Below are 16493 nucleotides of genomic sequence, written 5' to 3'. Positions count from 1 at the left end.
CGTTTTTTCCAGGAGCTTGCCCCCGTGATCACTTCCCGCCTGCGCACCTTGCGCGACCACATCCGATGGGCCGTCAGCCGTTTCCATGGGGAAGACCTGTTTTTTGGCCATGGCACCGACAACGCCTGGGACGAAGCCCGGCAACTGGTGCTCGGCGCCTTGCACCTGCCATGGGAAATTGCCGACAGTTACCTGGATTGCAACCTGGAAGAAGAGGAAATCTCCCACGTGCAACGGTTGCTGCACCGCCGTATCCACGAGCGTGTGCCGACCGCTTACCTGTTGAAGGAAGCCTGGTTCTGCGGCATGTCGTTTATCGTTGATGAGCGTGTATTGATTCCACGCTCACCGATTGGCGAACTGATCGAAAACCGCTTCGAACCGTGGCTGGGCACACCGCCGGCACGCATTCTGGACCTGTGCACCGGTTCCGGTTGCATCGGTATTGCCTGCGCCTACGAGTTCCAGGACGCCGAAGTGGTACTGGGCGACCTGTCCTTCGAAGCGCTGGAGGTGGCCAACCAGAACATCGAGCGCCATGGCGTCGATGAGCGCGTGTATACCGTTCAGGGCGACGGCTTTGATGGTTTGCCGGGCCAGCGTTTTGACCTGATCGTGTCCAACCCGCCGTATGTCGACGCCGAAGACTTTGCCGACATGCCGGATGAATACCAGCACGAGCCGGAGCTGGGCCTGGCCTGCGGTGACGACGGCTTGAACCTGGTTCGGCGGATGCTGGCCGAGGCGGCAGATCACTTGACCGAGAAGGGCTTGCTGATTGTCGAAGTGGGCAACAGCCAGGTTCACGTCGAGGCGTTGTACCCGGAAGTGGACTTCGCCTGGCTGGAGTTCCAGCGCGGCGGGCATGGCGTGTTCATGTTGACGGCCGAGCAGTGCCGGGCGCATCAGGCGGTGTTTGCCGCCAGGGTTTAACCGCTTCCAAGTGGGTAACGCGGTCAGTGTGGGAGCGGGCTTGCTCGCGAATGCGGTGGCTCAGTCAAGATATCCGGTGACTGACACACCGCATTCGCGAGCAAGCCCGCTCCCACATTTTGATCCGGTTTCAATTGATAAACCGGATTACCGATGTGTCGCAATCCAGATCAACAACCCCGCCTGAAACACGGTAAACGCCACCAGGCACGTAATCGTGAAGCGCAACCCGCTGTCTTCGCGCTTGAACTTGGTGACCTTTTCCTCTTCCTTGCGCAGTTTCACTTCCTGTTCCGCCAGGTTCTGCTCGGCCTGTTGCAGCATCTGCGCCGCTTCCAGAATCTCCACGAACTGCAGCTTTTCGGTGTTCCAGCTGTCCAGCACATCGCTGACCTTGCCCGGCTGCACGTTGCCCTTCAAATGCTGGACATCGGCGTACGCCACATCAAAGCCCTGGATACGCAGGAAGTGATCCCGGCGCAGGCGCGTGGCTTCGTTGAGGGCGTCCTTGTTGGCCAGGTCGACGCCGTCGACGCGGTAGTGCGACCACTTCTTTTTCGCCCAGGCGGCGCCCTGGGCTACCAGGAAACGGCCGATGCCGCGGTTAGCCGGCTCGATCTCCAGGCTGTTGCCCGGGCCAAAGTGCACCCGATGGGTCGCGTGATCGACCCAGATATCCAAATGGTTCTGTTCCCGGCGCACCCGCTGGCCCGGCAACTGAATGACCATGCGCAGCAGGCTGTGGTCCTTGTTGTTGCGTTCGGCCCAGCCAAACTGCACAAAGCGCAGGGGCCGCACGCCCGTGGCACGGTCGGTGGCCAAAGGGGCCAGGCGCAGCATCTTGAAATGTTCGGCCTGCACCTCCGCCCACGGTAACGCGGCCGATGCGGCGGCCTCGGTGTCAGCCGTGGTGTCGGCGGTAGGTTCGGGTGTTGCTTCGGTGTTCGTCATTCGGCGCGATCCTGTCCAAGCTCTGCGGGCCGACAGGCTTTTTGCTGTCGACCCATGGCTTATCGGCCGTTTTGCTCAGGACTGGAGGGCAATACTCGCTTAACTGGCGCGAAGTCCGTCGATAAAGCGAACCAGGCGAGTGCCCAGTTCAGCCGCCAGCGGCAACTGCGGGTCGTTATAGGACTCCAGTTGCTGCTTCACGTTGTTGGGCACGATGCGCATCACGTGGTTCATGCCTTCGATCACCGTCAGCTCGGCGTCGGGCTTGGCCTTCTGCAATTGTTGCGCATCGGCCACGCCGACCTGCAGGTCATTGGTGCCCTGGACGATCAGCGCCGGCATGGTCAATTTGGCAAAGGCCGCCGAAGGGTCGGCGCGGAACAGGCTGATCAGATAGGGCTGCACGCTGGGGCGGAAAATGCCCTCAAGGGGGGTGGGCACATCGGCGTCCACCTGGCCGGCCTTGAGGTGATCGAGAATCTGGTTGCTGCGCAGTAACAGCGCTGGAGGCATATGGTCGGCCAGTTGCTGGCGGATCACCTGGTCCACCGGGCGCGCGCTGCCCGACAGTGAAATCACCCCGGCCGGGTTGAGCTGCGGGGCGGCGAGGGCGGCCACCAGTGCACCTTCGCTGTGGCCCAGCACAATCAGCGGGCCCATGCGTGGGTCGGCCTTGAGCAACTTGCCCCAGGCCACGGCGTCGGACACGTAGGCATCCAGAGTCAGGTTGCGTTCATCGGGGGTGGCGGCAAGGCTGGCGGCCACGCCGCGCTTGTCGTAGCGCACGCTGGCGATGTTGTGCCTGGCCAGCACCCAGGCCAGGCGCTTGAGGCTGTCGTTGCGTGCGCCGTCGGCGCTGTTGCCGTTGCGGTCGGTGGGCCCGGAGCCGGCGATGATCAGCACCACCGGCACCGGCTTGTCGGATCTGGGCAACAACAGCGAACCAAACAGCTCGCCACTGCCGGTGTCCAGGCTGATGGGCCGTTGCAGCACGACAGGGGAGGCGGCGAAGCCAAGGCTGGAAAACAGAGTGAGGGTCAAAAGCAGAACTCGCAGCATCATCGCGCCATCATGAGGAAGGTGCCGGTTGGACCAACGTCTACCGGTAAGGTTTCGAGGATGAACTAGTCGGTTAGCCTGCGTATACTGGCCGCCTTAAGTTATTACGGTTGACTTGATTCAACTGATTTCACGGAGCGCCCTGCATGTCCGGCAATACCTACGGCAAGCTGTTCACTGTTACCACCGCGGGCGAAAGCCATGGCCCGGCGTTGGTCGCCATTGTCGACGGCTGCCCGCCGGGCCTCGAGTTGTCCCTGGAAGACCTGCAGCGTGACCTCGACCGCCGCAAGCCCGGCACCAGCCGCCACACCACCCAGCGCCAGGAAGCCGACGAAGTCGAAATCCTCTCCGGCGTGTTCGAAGGCCGCACCACCGGCTGCGCCATCGGCCTGCTGATTCGCAACACCGACCAGAAGTCCAAGGACTACTCGGCGATCAAGGACCTGTTCCGCCCGGCCCACGCCGACTACACCTACCACCACAAATACGGCGAGCGCGACTACCGTGGCGGTGGCCGCAGCTCGGCGCGGGAAACCGCGATGCGTGTGGCGGCCGGTGCGATTGCCAAGAAGTTCCTGGCTACCCAGGGCATCGTGATCCGCGGCTACATGAGCCAGCTGGGCCCGATCGAAATCCCGTTCAAGACCTGGGACAGCGTCGAAGACAACGCCTTTTTCTGCCCAGACCCGGACAAAGTGCCGGAGCTGGAAGCCTATATGGACCAGTTGCGCCGCGACCAGGATTCCGTCGGCGCCAAGATCACCGTGGTTGCCGAAGGCGTGATGCCGGGCCTGGGCGAGCCGATCTTCGACCGCCTCGATGCCGAACTGGCCCACGCGCTGATGAGCATCAACGCGGTCAAGGGCGTGGAAATCGGCGCCGGGTTCGATTGTGTGGCCCAGCGTGGCACCGAGCACCGTGACGAGCTGACCCCGGAAGGTTTCCTCAGCAACAACGCCGGCGGCATTCTCGGCGGCATTTCCTCCGGCCAGCCGATCGTTGCGCACCTGGCCCTCAAGCCGACGTCCAGCATCACCACGCCAGGCCGTTCGATCGATGTGCACGGCAACCCGGTGGACGTGATCACCAAGGGCCGTCACGACCCTTGCGTCGGCATCCGCGCCACGCCGATTGCCGAAGCGATGATGGCCATCGTGTTGATGGACCACCTGCTGCGCCATCGTGGGCAAAACGCCGACGTAAAAGTCAGTACTCCGGTATTGGGCCAGCTGTGACCGTGTGTGGCGAGCGAGCTTGCTCGCGCTGGGCTGCGCAGCGGCCCCAAAGCCTGCAATCCGGTAGTACCTGGAGAACTGCGGCGCTTCTATCGGGGCCGCTTCGCGACCCAGCGCGAGCAGGCTCGCTCGCCACAAGTCACTTATGCTGACGCAAGCCCTTCCATACTGGCGACTCTCCAGCTTCTACCTGTTCTATTTCGCCCTGCTGGGGGCGACGGCGCCGTTCCTGGCGTTGTACTTCGATCACCTTGGGTTCTCCAGCGCGCGCATCGGCGAGCTGGTGGCCATCCCCATGCTGATGCGCTGCGTGGCACCCAACCTGTGGGGCTGGCTGGGGGATTACACCGGCCGGCGCCTGGCCATCGTGCGCTTTGGCGCGGTGTGCACCCTGGTGAGTTTCTCGCTGATCTTTGTCAGCAAGACTTACGCCTGGCTGGCGCTGGTGATGGCCTTGCACGCGTTCTTCTGGCACGCGGTCCTGCCGCAGTTTGAAGTCATCACCCTCGCGCACCTGCAAGGCCAGACCTCGCGCTACAGCCAGGTGCGGTTGTGGGGCTCCATCGGTTTTATCCTCACCGTGGTGATCATGGGCCGCTTGTTCGACTGGCTGAGCCTGGATATCTACCCGGTGGTGGTCGTGGTGATCATGGCCGGCATCATCGGCGCGAGCCTCTGGGTGCCGAATGCGCAGCCGCCGGCCCAGGGCAACCGCCTGGCCGGTGACGGCTTTTTGCGGCAACTGCGCAGCCCCGGCGTCCTCGCGTTTTATGCCTGCGTGGCGCTGATGCAAATGAGCCACGGCCCGTACTACACCTTCCTCACCCTGCACCTTGAACACCTCGGTTACAGCCGTGGCGTGATCGGCATGTTGTGGGCGCTGGGCGTGGTGGCGGAAGTCTTGATGTTCCTGGCCATGAGCCGGATTCTCACGCGCTTTTCGGTACGCCGGGTATTGATGGCGAGTTTCCTGCTGGCCGCACTGCGCTGGTTGCTGCTGGGCTCGTTTGCCGAATTCTTCTGGGTGCTGTTGCTGGCGCAGGTGATGCACGCGGCGACCTTCGGCAGCTTCCACGCGGCGGCCATCCAGTTCGTGCAACGCAGCTTTGGTGCTCGCCAGCAAGGGCAGGGCCAGGCACTGTATGCGGCACTGGCCGGTACCGGCGGTGCGCTGGGCGCACTCTATTCAGGTTACAGCTGGAACCTGCTGGGGCCGACCCTGACCTTCAGCATTGCCAGCATCGCGGCCCTGGCCGCCGCCCTAATCATTGGCATTCGATTGCAAGAGGAGCGGCCATGAGCGGCTCCCGTGACAGAGGAAGAGTTTGATGAGCTATCTCGCGGTTTACCACGTCTGCACCCCCGACACCCCGAACAAGGTCCTGACTCACCAGGACGATATCGCCTCGACCCTGGCCGAGCTGGGTGTGGGGTTCGATCGCTGGCAGGCGGCTACCCGACTTGAGCCCGGGGCCAGCGAGGTTGAGATTATCGCCGCCTACCAGGCGCCCATCGACAAGCTGATGACCGAGCGCGGCTACACCACCGTTGATGTGCTCCGCGTCAGCAACGATCACCCACAGAAAGCCCAATTGCGCGCCGAGCGACTCGACGAACACCGCATGGCCCAAGACCACGTGCGTTTTTTCGTAGCGGGTCGTGGGCTGTTTACCTTGCACATCGAAGATTACGTGTACGCGGTGTTCTGCGAGAAAAACGACCTGATCTTGGTGCCGAGCGGCATCCCGCACTGGTTTGATATGGGGGAGAACCCGCACTTTGTGGCGATCCGCCTGTTCAGTGACCCTGAAGGGCTGGCGGTCATGCTGACGGGCGACGCGATCGCCGAGGGTTTTCCTCGGCTTGATGACTAAGTTCGTCCGGCAATGCCTCCTGAACAGGGGGCATTTTTTTAACTTCAATTCCTTCAGGTTGGAAATCGCTGTAGGAATAAACTTGAAAGTTTGTGGGTAACAGCTGTTTATCGTTGACCTTACTTGTTACTTCCACTCTTTGTGTAACTCTCTCTGGTCTCAATATTTATTCGCCTGTCAATAGGAGTAATCCGACTTCGGGCGTTACAAGACCTATATGAAGAGAGAGGCCTGCATGAGCGGTTCGGAGCCACAGGAACAACCGTCCACGCAAACGGACAGCGCGCCGGTTGCCAACCGCAAGGCGCGTGCGATGTTGTCGGGTAAACCCCTGACCCCAAAGGAACGGGAAATCCTGCATTGGGCGGTCGAGGGCAAGACGGTGTGGGAAATCAGCAGGATTCGCTCCATCTCCCAGGCCACGGTGAAGTTTCACCTGCGCAACATCTACGGCAAGTTGCAGGTGACTAACCGGGTCCAGGCCGTGAACGAGGCGGTGAAACAGGGATTGTGCAAATAAAAAAAGGCCGTGGTGCGCAACGGCACCACGACCTGTTCGGGTCCTGCATGACGGTCAAGCCGAATGGTAGGTCGGCAGGGCAAAGCGGTTCTGGCTTTGCAGCATCGAAATCTGTGGCAGGTCGCTGGCTTGTTCAGCCAGGTCGCGGCGAATGGCGCTGATGACCCACGTCAGTTGGTCGGCCGTGTGCAGTTGCTGATAAGAGATCGAACGTTTGATCTGCTTGCCTTCGCTGTTACGCAAGGTCAGCAGGATGCCGCCATCAGGACGCGCCTGGGTGGTGACGTCGAAATTGGAGAACACAGAAGAAAATTTATCTTGGATCAGGCTCATGTCTATCAGCTCCGTTAGCTCATGTTTTGCAGCGTGGAGTGATAGGTGCAGTGATTGTGCCAGTACTGAGTATCTTAAAAAATCGTTATAAATCAATCAGTTATAAAATTTTAAGATTTCCGGTTTCGTGCAATTTGCATGAATGGCCATCGTGCATCCTGCATTTTGCGGGGTTTTGCCAAGTGTTTCACCGCTGGCACGCAAGGCAGGTCTTCCATAGTGACCAACTGGCGGTGCGCAAAATTCCTTTTCCTTTCGGGATACAAAACTTTTCAAATCCTGCGTGTACAGCCGAAGAACGGCTGGCGTATTTTCCTGCAAGGCATTCGGCGCGGGTCTTACAGTGCGATGAGTGCCTTGAGGGTCATACGAACAATAAGAAAAAGGACGTTCCCGCCATGAACCACCCGCCAAGTGACATGATCACCTGGGGCATGATGCTGCGTAAGGTGCCCACCATTGTCCGTGCACTGCCGCGCCTGGTGCGCGGAATCCGCGTTGCCAACATCACCGATCCCGACCAGCCGTGCGGCCTGGGCTGGACCTTTGAACAAGCCACCCAACGCAACCCCGACGGCGCCGCGCTGCTGTATGGCGACACGGTGCTGAGCTACCGCCAGGCCAACCAGCAGGCCAACCGCATGGCTCACTACCTGCAGCAGCAGGGGATCGGCAAGGGCGACGTGGTGGCGTTGTTTATCGAGAACCGCCCCGAGTTGTTGCTCAGCGTACTGGCCGTGGCCAAGGTGGGCGGCATTTGCGCGATGCTCAATACCTCGCAAACCCAGACCGCACTGGTTCACAGCCTCAACCTGGTGACGCCGGCGGCCATTGTGGTGGGTGCCGAGTTGATGGGTGCCTACGAGGCGGTTCGCAGCCAGGTGGCAATCGGCGCAGAAAAAACCTGGTTTATCGCCGATCAACAGCACACCAGCGTACCACCGGGTTATGTGGACCTGATGGCCGCGAGCGCTGATCATTCGCTGGAAAACCCCGCCAGCACTCAGCAGATCTACTTCAACGACCCTTGCTTCTATATCTACACCTCCGGCACCACCGGCTTGCCCAAGGCCGGCATTTTCAAACACGGCCGCTGGATGAAGTCCTCGGCCAGTTTCGGCACCATCGCCCTGGATATGGGGCCCGAGGATGTCGTCTATTGCACCTTGCCGCTGTATCACGCCACTGGCCTGTGCGTGTGCTGGGGTTCAGCGATTGCCGGGGCGTCGGGGTTCGCGATTCGCCGCAAGTTCAGCGCCAGCCAGTTCTGGGACGATGTGCGCAAATTCAATGCGACCACCCTGGGTTATGTCGGCGAGCTGTGCCGCTACCTGATCGACCAGCCCGCGAGCGAGCAGGACCGTGATAACCGTGTGACGAAGATGATCGGCAACGGCCTGCGCCCTGGGGTTTGGGCTGAGTTCAAGCAGCGCTTTGGCGTTGATCATATCTGCGAGCTGTACGCCGCCAGTGACGGCAACATCGGCTTCACCAATGTGCTGAACTTCGACAACACCATCGGCTTTTCCCTGATGCACTGGGCACTGGTGGACTACGCCCATGACAGCTGTGAGCCGATTCGCGGCGCCGACGGTTTCATGCGCGAAGTGCCCAAGGGGGGCCAGGGGCTGCTGCTGGCCAGGATCGATGACAAGGCACCGTTCGACGGCTACACCGACCCCGAGAAGAACCGCAAGGTGGTGCTCAGCGACGTGTTCGAGAAGGGCGACCGTTATTTCAACACCGGCGACCTGTTGCGCAATATCGGCTTCGGCCACGCCCAATTCGTTGACCGGCTGGGGGACACCTACCGCTGGAAAGGTGAAAACGTCTCCACCACCGAAGTCGAGAACATCTTCCTGCAGCACCCGCAGATTTCCGAAGTGGTGGCCTACGGCGTGGAGATTGAAAACACCAACGGCCGCGCGGGCATGGCGGCCATTACGCCTGCCGAATCCCTGGCTTCCCTGGACATGCGCGAGTTGCTGACCTTCGCCCACGGGCAATTGCCCGCGTATGCGGTGCCGTTGTTCCTGCGGATCAAGGTGAAGATGGAAACCACGGGCACCTTCAAATACCAGAAGGTGAAACTCAAGGAGGAAGCGTTCGACCCGGGCAAGGCCGGTGATGATCCGATCTTTGCCTGGCTGCCTGGGTCGGACAGTTATGTGCCGGTCACCGGGCAACTGTTGGCGGATATTCAGGCGGGCAAGTTCCGTTATTGATTCTGCCTATCGCCGCTTTTGGGAAAAAAGGCATGACAGTGGGGAACTCCATCGCGAGACTGGGCGCCTTATGAAATACCAGACAAGGAGCCCCACATGTCAGACCAAGCCAAACAAATGACCGAAGACGAAGCCGCCGAATTTGCCGAGCAGGTGTTCGACGTGGCGCGCAAGGGCGATGCCGCGATGCTGGCTGCGTTGCTGGCCAAGGGCTTGCCGCCGAACCTGCGTAACCACAATGGCGATACGCTGTTGATGCTGTCGGCCTACCATGGTCATGTGGACGCGGTGAAAGTGCTGCTGGAATTCAAGGCCGACCCCCAGATTGCCAACGACAAGAACCAGCTGCCGATTGCCGGCGCGGCGTTCAAGGGCAACCTGCCGGTGGTCAAGGCATTGATCGAAGGCGGAGCGTTGGTCGAAGGCGCATCCTCTGATGGTCGCACCGCCTTGATGATGGCGGCGATGTTCAACCGTACCGAAATGGTGGACTACCTGATCAGCCAGGGCGCCAATCCCAAGGCCACCGATGCCCAGGGCGTGACCGCGCTGGCAGCCGCGCAGACCATGGGGGCGGTGGATACGGCGGCGCAGTTGCAAAAACTGGTGTAGGCTTTGCGCCCTCAAAATCAGCCCCGCCACAGGACCACCCCATGAAAACCGCACTCGTCGAACTCATCAGCAAAATCAGCTCCGGCTGCATGAGCGAACCCGAGATCGCCAAGGTGGCTGACGAAGCGGCCCAGGCCTACGCCGATCCCGACGCTTTCCTGGCCGCCAACCCCGACATCAACTACGACGACACTTTCCCGATTCCCCTGGGTGAGTGGATCGTCGTCGGCAGCCTGCCTGACACCGTGCTGTTCCAGGCCGACACTTACCAGGACCTGTTCGCCCAGATCGTCGCCTCCTTTGGCCCCGGCGTGGCGTTCAACCTCAAGCCCAAGCAACTGGCCAAGACCGAAGCCCTGACCGCGCTGAACCGCATCCAGATCCAGATGAGCGCCCTCAACCCGGAGAACGGCGGCTACGTGCTGATGAACTTCAGCCAATTGCTGGACGACGAGATCCAGGCTGTGCTGGTCTACGGCAACGACGTGCCACGGGTGCTGGAGTTGTGTGCCGAAACCGGCATAAAGGGCGAACCATCGCTGGAAGCCCTGCGGGTTGCGGTACACGTCTGAAATAAAACGGAACCCCCGGCCACGGCTGACTATCCTAAGCAGGCAAGCCCTCACTTAGGAGCGACACCATGGGTTCCACTTTTAATGGTCTGATCGGGTTGATCATCCTCGCGCTGGATATCTGGGCGATCATCAACGTGTTCAAAAGCGGCGCGAGTACCGGCGCCAAAGTGTTGTGGATCCTGTTGATCCTGCTGCTGCCGGTACTGGGCTTGATCATCTGGGCGATCGCCGGGCCGCGCGGTAACGTGCGGATCTGATCCAAACAACGCTATCCAGAGCGGGCACAGTAAGTGTGGGAGCGGGCTTGCTCGCGAATACGGTGTAACAGTCACCTGATGTATCGACTGATTTACCGTATTCGCGAGCAAGCCCGCTCCCACATCTGTTTCCGTACGCCCGTTATTGTGTTTCGAGATATTCGCTGTACAAAATTTTCACATTCCATCCAAGACAATTCGCCGGCTATTTCCCCTGTCGAGTGCTCTAAAACGAGTGCCCACCTACTGCAGGAGTGAGTAATCAATGGCGTTGCCGGCGTTGATCGGGCACCATTTGCGCCATTGCGTTCACCGTCTACCCCAGCCTGCCTGGGCGAGGGCGGGGCGCCGCTGTATTCATTCGCAACTTAAACTTCCAATGGGTCCTAAAACGACATGGCAAACCCGGACGCCCTGAATCAGCAGCGAGCTTCTAATCGCTTGCTGCAACCGACCGTCAAATCCCATCTGGCGTACACGCTGCTTTGTGCCTTGATCATGATGGTGATGTTCTCCCTGCTGCGCCTGGCGCTGCTGGTCTACAACCGCGAGATGATCCTCGACACACCGGCCTCGACTTTCCTTGAAGCGTTCGCCAACGGCCTGCGCCTGGATATCCGCCTGGTGATGTACGTGCTGGTGCCGCTGCTGCTGGCGTTGTTCAGCGTACGGGCCATGGCGGCGCGCGGGTTCTTCCGCTTGTGGCTGACGGTCGCGTCCAGCATCGCGCTGTTCCTGGGCCTGATGGAAATGGACTTCTACCGCGAGTTCCACCAGCGCCTCAACGGGCTGGTCTTCCAGTACGTGAAGGAAGACCCGAAAACCGTGATGAGCATGCTCTGGTACGGTTTCCCGGTGGTGCGCTACCTGCTGGCCTGGGCCGTGGGTACGCTGATCCTGAGCATCGCCTTCAAAGGCGCCGACCGTGCAACGCGCCCACGCGGCCCGTTCAGTGGTGGCAGCATCGGCACTCGCCAGGTAGCGCCGTGGTACACGCGCATCGCGGTGTTCGTGGTCTGCCTGCTGGTCGCCGTGGTCGCCATCCGTGGCACCCTGCGCCAGGGCCCGCCACTGCGTTGGGGCGACGTGTACACCACCGACTCGAACTTCGCCAACCAGTTGGGCCTCAACGGTACCTTGTCGCTGATTGCGGCGGCGAAATCGCGCTTCTCCGAGGAGCGTTCGAACATCTGGAAAGCCACCCTGGAGCAGCCGCTGGCCACCCAGACCGTGCGCGACATGCTGGTATTGCCGACCGAGAAACTGGTCGACACCGACACCGCCGCGGTACGCCGTGACTTCACGCCGCCGGCCGAGAAGACCCTGCCGATCAAGAACGTCGTGGTTATCCTGATGGAAAGCTTCGCCGGTCACTCGGTGGGCGCCCTAGGCCGCCCGGGCAACATCACGCCGTACTTCGACAAACTGTCCAAGGAAGGCCTGCTGTTCGACCGCTTCTTCTCCAACGGCACCCACACCCACCAGGGTATGTTCGCCACCATGGCCTGCTTCCCGAACCTGCCGGGTTTCGAATACCTGATGCAGACCCCGGAAGGCAGCCACAAGCTGTCGGGCCTGCCGCAGTTGCTCAGCGCCCGCAAGTTTGACGACGTGTACGTCTACAACGGCGATTTCGCCTGGGACAACCAGTCGGGCTTTTTCAGCAACCAGGGCATGACCAACTTCATCGGGCGTAATGACTTCGTCAACCCGGTGTTCTCGGACCCGACCTGGGGCGTGTCCGACCAGGACATGTTCAGCCGTGGCCTGGAAGAGTTGAAGGCACGTGAAGGCGGCAAGCCGTTCTATGCGCTGCTGCAAACCCTGTCCAACCACACGCCGTACGCGTTGCCGACGCCATTGCCGGTCGAGAAGGTCACCGACCGTGGCAGCCTCAACGAGCATTTGACGGCCATGCGTTACTCCGACTGGGCCTTGGGCCAGTTCTTTGAAAAGGCCCGCAAGGAGCCGTACTTCAAGGAAACCCTGTTCGTGATCGTGGGCGACCACGGCTTCGGCAACGAGCAGCAGATCACCGAGATGGACCTGGGCCGCTTCAACGTGCCGATGCTGATGATCGCACCGGGCATGCAGGAGAAGTTCGGCGAGCGTGACCACACCGTGGGCACCCAGATCGACATCGTGCCGACCATCATGGGCCGTCTCGGCGGTGACACCCTGCACCAGTGCTGGGGTCGCGACCTGCTCAACCTGCCGGAAGGTGACAAGGGCTTTGGCGTGATCAAGCCGTCGGGCAGCGACCAGACCGTCGCCTTGCTCACCGGTGACCGGGTGCTGGTACTGCCCAAGGAAATGCCGCCGAAGTTGTGGGAATACGAACTGGGCGCCAACCCGACCGGGAAAGTGATTCCAGAGTCGCCGGACGAGGCTGCGTTGAAGCAGAAGCTCGAATCGTTCCTGCAGACCGCTACCAAGAGCCTGCTGGACAACACTGCCGGTGTAGTGGACGGCAAGCCGGACTAAACACCCGCGCATAAAAAAAGAGGCCTTTCAAGGCCTCTTTTTTTTGCACGCTGGAACGCGTTATATCTTGCCGAGCAACAACAGAATCAGCAGCACTACCAACACAGTACCGAGAATACCCGATGGCCCGTAACCCCAATTGCGTGAGTGAGGGAACACTGGAAGACCGCCGACCAGCAGGAGGATCAGAATAATGATAAGAATGAGGCTCATGTTTTGTTTTCCTTATTGTCTTCTGAAAAGACCTGTTATTTAACGAATAGGCCCGACAACTGATACGGACGCCTTAATAACTCCGACCAATGTGTTTGGCAGAAAATTCCGTGTTTTTTTAAAGCTTTTCGCTAACTTGCTTATTTCCTTTAACCCCGTTGCAAATAACTGTCCTTAGTTCAAATAAATGGAACTTGGCGGGTTTCCCGCTATCCGACCCGGCCCACGGTTTGCCTGGGGCATTCAGCACTCTGATGGTGCGTGGGTGCAGGAAAAACCTTCGCTACACTGCGGCTCACTTCTTCCGTGAACCACAAGGCTACTTTCCTATGCAAAATCGCATGATGATCACCGGCGCCGGTTCTGGCCTGGGTCGCGAAATCGCTCTGCGCTGGGCCCGTCAGGGTTGGCAGCTGGCCTTGTCGGACGTCAGCGAAGCGGGCCTGCAAGAAACCCTCAAGCTTGTACGCCAGGCCGGCGGTGACGGTTTCACCCAGCGGTGCGACGTGCGCGACTACAGCCAGCTCACCGCGTTCGCACAGGCCTGTGAGGAAAAGTTCGGTGGCATCGACGTGATCGTCAACAACGCCGGTGTCGCATCGGGCGGGTTCTTCAGCGAACTGTCCCTGGAAGACTGGGACTGGCAGATCGCGATCAACCTGATGGGCGTGGTCAAGGGCTGCAAGGCCTTCCTGCCGCTGCTGGAAAAGAGCAAGGGCCGCATCATCAACATCGCGTCCATGGCCGCCCTGATGCAGGGCCCGGCCATGAGCAACTACAACGTGGCCAAGGCCGGCGTGGTGGCACTTTCGGAAAGCCTGCTGGTGGAACTCAAGCAACAGGAAGTCGGCGTGCATGTGGTGTGCCCATCCTTCTTCCAGACCAACCTGCTGGACTCGTTCCGCGGGCCGACGCCCGCGATGAAGGCCCAGGTGGGCAAGCTGCTGGAAAGCTCGCCGATTACCGCCGCAGAAATCGCCGACTACATTTACCAGCAAGTGGCGCAAGGGCAATTCATGATCCTGCCCCACGAGCAGGGGCGCATGGCCTGGGCACTGAAACAGAAGAACCCGCAACTGCTGTATGACGAGATGACCGTGATGGCGGACAAGATGCGGGCGAAAGCCCAGTCGCAGGCGGTAAAAGGTTGAATTTCAGGTGAGCACCTGATGTGGCGAGGGAGCTTGTTGTGGCGAGGGAGCAAGCTCCCTCGCCACAACAAGCTCTCTAGCCACAGAGAGTGCCTGCAAATTTGAACATATCGTTTGGTTCTTGGGTGTAATTCGAGATTATTCACTGCCTGTCTGTAGGGTAATTTACCCTGATGTGTAAGGCATGCCTGTTTAACCTGAAGGCCATTGATGGTGCCAGGCAGGGAGCGCATGGTCGGGGTTCGGTAACTTAAAAAGGACGAACCCCATGCTGGTATTAAGCCGCGCGGTAGGTGAAATAATTTCGGTGGGTGACCAGATCACCTTGCGCATTCTGGAAGTGAACGGCACCCAAGTGAAGCTGGGTGTGGAAGCGCCGGTGGGGGTCAATGTGCACCGGGCGGAGGTCTATCAGAAGATCCTCAGCCGCCACGGGCAGCAGGCCAACACCCATCCAGTGCCGGTGCCAAACCCTTGAGTCTCAGTCGAACAGGTGCTTGGGCACATCGTGCTTGAGCATCAACTGGCACTGCTCGCTCTCGGGGTCGAAGACAATCAGCGCCTGGCCCTTGGTCAGCGCCTGGCGTACCCGCAGCACCCGTGTTTCCAGGGGTGTGTCGTCACCATTGTCGGTGCCGTCGCGGGTCACGAAGTCTTCGATGAGGCGTGTCAGGGTGTCGACTTCAAGTGCATCGTAGGGAATCAGCATACAAGCCTCGGCTAGGGAATCCCGGCGATGCTACTGCGCCGGGATCCGAGTTGCCAGTCTCAGGTTTTTTGGCCCACCAGGCTGTCCACCGACGGCACGCGGGTATCACTCTCCATTTGTGTGTCGTGTTCGATCTGGTGACTGAACCGGTCGAGGGAGCCCTTGGCCGGCTGTGCATCGCTGGCGAACACCGGCGGGCTGAGGATGTACGCGCCCAGCAGGCGACTCAGCGCGGCGAGGCTGTCGATGTGCGTGCGCTCATAACCATGGGTGGCATCGCAACCAAACGCCAGCAGTGCGGTACGAATGTCGTGGCCGGCGGTCACCGCCGAATGCGCGTCGCTGAAGTAGTAGCGAAACAGGTCGCGGCGCACCGGCAACTCATTTTCCGCCGCCAGGCGCAGCAGGTGGCGGGACAGGTGATAGTCATACGGCCCGCCGGAATCCTGCATCGCCACACTCACCGCGTGCTCGCTGGAGTGCTGCTCGTGGGCCACCGGCGCAATGTCGATGCCGACGAACTCACTCACATCCCACGGCAATGCCGCCGCCGCACCACTGCCGGTTTCTTCGGTGATGGTGAACAGCGGATGGCAGTCGATCAGCAGCGGCTGGCCGCTGTCGACAATCGCCTTGAGCGCCGCCAGCAGCGCGGCAACCCCGGCTTTATCGTCCAGGTGGCGGGCGCTGATATGCCCGCTCTCGGTGAACTCCGGCAGCGGGTCGAAGGCGACGAAATCGCCGACGCTGATACCTAGGGAGTCACAGTCGGCGCGGGTGGCGCAGTAGGCATCCAGGCGCAGTTCGATGTGGTCCCAACTGATGGGCATTTCATCCACGGCCGTATTGAACGCGTGACCGGAGGCCATCAACGGCAACACGCTGCCACGGATCACGCCGTTATCGGTGAACAGGCTGACGCGGCTGCCTTCGGCAAAACGGCTGGACCAGCAGCCCACCGGCGCGAGGGTCAGGCGGCCATTGTCCTTGATCGCCCGCACGGCGGCGCCGATGGTGTCCAGGTGCGCGGAAACGGCGCGGTCGGGGCTGTTTTTCTGGCCCTTGAGGGTGGCGCGGATGGTGCCGCGCCGGGTCATTTCAAACGGAATACCCAGTTCTTCAAGGCGCTCGGCAACGTAGCGCACGATGGTGTCGGTAAACCCGGTGGGGCTGGGAATGGCGAGCATTTCCAGCAGCACTTTTTGCAGGTAAGCGAGATCCGGTTCGGGGATGGTTCGGGTCATAAAGACTCCTGATGAGTTGAGGATGATCGTTCCCACGCTCTGCGTGGGAATGCCTCATGGGACGCTCTGCGTCCTCTCTTGTGACGCGGAGCGTCACGGGCTGCGTTCCCACGCA

General features: G+C 60.6%; 18 protein-coding genes. 12 read left to right on the top strand and 6 right to left on the bottom strand.

The features are described from left to right. Positions 1-24: 24 nt before the first annotated feature. Positions 25-933 (top strand): 50S ribosomal protein L3 N(5)-glutamine methyltransferase, encoded by a 909-nt coding sequence (gene prmB / locus HX801_RS11980; protein ID WP_003213129.1) that lies wholly within the window; start codon positions 25-27, stop codon positions 931-933. A gap of 147 nt (positions 934-1080) precedes the next feature. On the opposite strand, the gene HX801_RS11975 is transcribed toward prmB, so the two are convergent. Both HX801_RS11975 and HX801_RS11970 read right to left on the bottom strand, forming a co-directional pair. After that, on the bottom strand, positions 1081-1884 hold the full coding sequence (locus tag HX801_RS11975) for a hypothetical protein (protein WP_003213127.1): 804 nt from the start codon (positions 1882-1884) through the stop codon (positions 1081-1083). 99 nt (positions 1885-1983) lie between these two features. Continuing rightward, positions 1984-2946, bottom strand: a complete 963-nt coding sequence (locus HX801_RS11970; protein WP_177022154.1) for an alpha/beta hydrolase — start codon at positions 2944-2946, stop codon at positions 1984-1986. 143 nt (positions 2947-3089) lie between these two features. Here HX801_RS11970 and aroC point away from each other — a divergent pair, with 143 nt between their 5' ends. The 4 genes from aroC to HX801_RS11950 all read left to right on the top strand — a co-directional run bounded on the left by aroC (position 3090) and on the right by HX801_RS11950 (position 6575). Further along, a complete protein-coding gene (gene aroC / locus HX801_RS11965) occupies positions 3090-4181 on the top strand; it encodes a chorismate synthase (protein ID WP_003213122.1) in 1092 nt (363 codons plus the stop codon). Between the two features lie 148 nt (positions 4182-4329). Further along, the gene (locus tag HX801_RS11960) at positions 4330-5481 is read left to right on the top strand and encodes an MFS transporter (RefSeq protein WP_177009504.1); all 1152 of its coding nucleotides are present in this window, start codon (positions 4330-4332) and stop codon (positions 5479-5481) included. 28 nt (positions 5482-5509) lie between these two features. Further along, a complete protein-coding gene (locus tag HX801_RS11955; protein WP_003216782.1) occupies positions 5510-6055 on the top strand; it encodes an acireductone dioxygenase in 546 nt (181 codons plus the stop codon). Between the two features lie 235 nt (positions 6056-6290). Continuing rightward, the gene (locus tag HX801_RS11950) at positions 6291-6575 is read left to right on the top strand and encodes a response regulator transcription factor (protein WP_003216779.1); all 285 of its coding nucleotides are present in this window, start codon (positions 6291-6293) and stop codon (positions 6573-6575) included. 54 nt (positions 6576-6629) lie between these two features. On the opposite strand, the gene HX801_RS11945 is transcribed toward HX801_RS11950, so the two are convergent. Next, positions 6630-6908, bottom strand: coding sequence for a DUF3509 domain-containing protein (locus HX801_RS11945; RefSeq protein ID WP_003216777.1), 279 nt, complete (start codon positions 6906-6908; stop codon positions 6630-6632). A 398-nt stretch (positions 6909-7306) separates the two neighbouring features. On the opposite strand from HX801_RS11945, the gene HX801_RS11940 reads away from it, so the two are divergent. The 5 genes from HX801_RS11940 to HX801_RS11920 all read left to right on the top strand — a co-directional run bounded on the left by HX801_RS11940 (position 7307) and on the right by HX801_RS11920 (position 13061). Beyond that, positions 7307-9133, top strand: coding sequence for a long-chain-acyl-CoA synthetase (locus HX801_RS11940; RefSeq protein WP_087692961.1), 1827 nt, complete (start codon positions 7307-7309; stop codon positions 9131-9133). A 96-nt stretch (positions 9134-9229) separates the two neighbouring features. Then, positions 9230-9745, top strand: a complete 516-nt coding sequence (locus HX801_RS11935; protein WP_010176046.1) for an ankyrin repeat domain-containing protein — start codon at positions 9230-9232, stop codon at positions 9743-9745. 41 nt (positions 9746-9786) lie between these two features. After that, positions 9787-10317, top strand: coding sequence for a hypothetical protein (locus tag HX801_RS11930; protein WP_102605280.1), 531 nt, complete (start codon positions 9787-9789; stop codon positions 10315-10317). 68 nt (positions 10318-10385) lie between these two features. Then, the gene (locus HX801_RS11925; protein ID WP_003172956.1) at positions 10386-10577 is read left to right on the top strand and encodes a PLDc N-terminal domain-containing protein; all 192 of its coding nucleotides are present in this window, start codon (positions 10386-10388) and stop codon (positions 10575-10577) included. 396 nt (positions 10578-10973) lie between these two features. Then, positions 10974-13061, top strand: coding sequence for an LTA synthase family protein (locus tag HX801_RS11920; protein ID WP_008433215.1), 2088 nt, complete (start codon positions 10974-10976; stop codon positions 13059-13061). 60 nt (positions 13062-13121) lie between these two features. Here HX801_RS11920 and HX801_RS11915 read toward each other — a convergent pair whose 3' ends face one another. Then, positions 13122-13274 carry a DUF3309 family protein gene (locus tag HX801_RS11915; protein WP_003216767.1) on the bottom strand — a complete coding sequence of 51 codons (153 nt, stop codon included), beginning with the start codon at positions 13272-13274 and terminating at the stop codon, positions 13122-13124. Positions 13275-13603: 329 nt separating this feature from the next. Here HX801_RS11915 and HX801_RS11910 point away from each other — a divergent pair, with 329 nt between their 5' ends. Next, a complete protein-coding gene (locus tag HX801_RS11910; RefSeq protein WP_177022153.1) occupies positions 13604-14425 on the top strand; it encodes an SDR family oxidoreductase in 822 nt (273 codons plus the stop codon). A 268-nt stretch (positions 14426-14693) separates the two neighbouring features. Next, a complete protein-coding gene (csrA, locus tag HX801_RS11905) occupies positions 14694-14903 on the top strand; it encodes a carbon storage regulator CsrA (RefSeq protein ID WP_008433220.1) in 210 nt (69 codons plus the stop codon). Between the two features lie 3 nt (positions 14904-14906). Here the strand turns inward: csrA and HX801_RS11900 are convergent, their stop codons facing one another. Next, entirely contained in the window at positions 14907-15134 is a 228-nt protein-coding gene (locus HX801_RS11900; RefSeq protein ID WP_003192759.1) for a YheU family protein, read from the bottom strand. 59 nt (positions 15135-15193) lie between these two features. Beyond that, positions 15194-16378 (bottom strand): osmoprotectant NAGGN system M42 family peptidase, encoded by a 1185-nt coding sequence (locus HX801_RS11895; RefSeq protein ID WP_003216760.1) that lies wholly within the window; start codon positions 16376-16378, stop codon positions 15194-15196. Positions 16379-16493 lie beyond the last annotated feature (115 nt).

The organism is Pseudomonas sp. G1002 (assembly GCF_013385455.1).
In the GTDB taxonomy this organism is placed as follows: domain Bacteria; phylum Pseudomonadota; class Gammaproteobacteria; order Pseudomonadales; family Pseudomonadaceae; genus Aquipseudomonas.
This window is presented reverse-complemented; position numbering and strand designations above follow the sequence as displayed.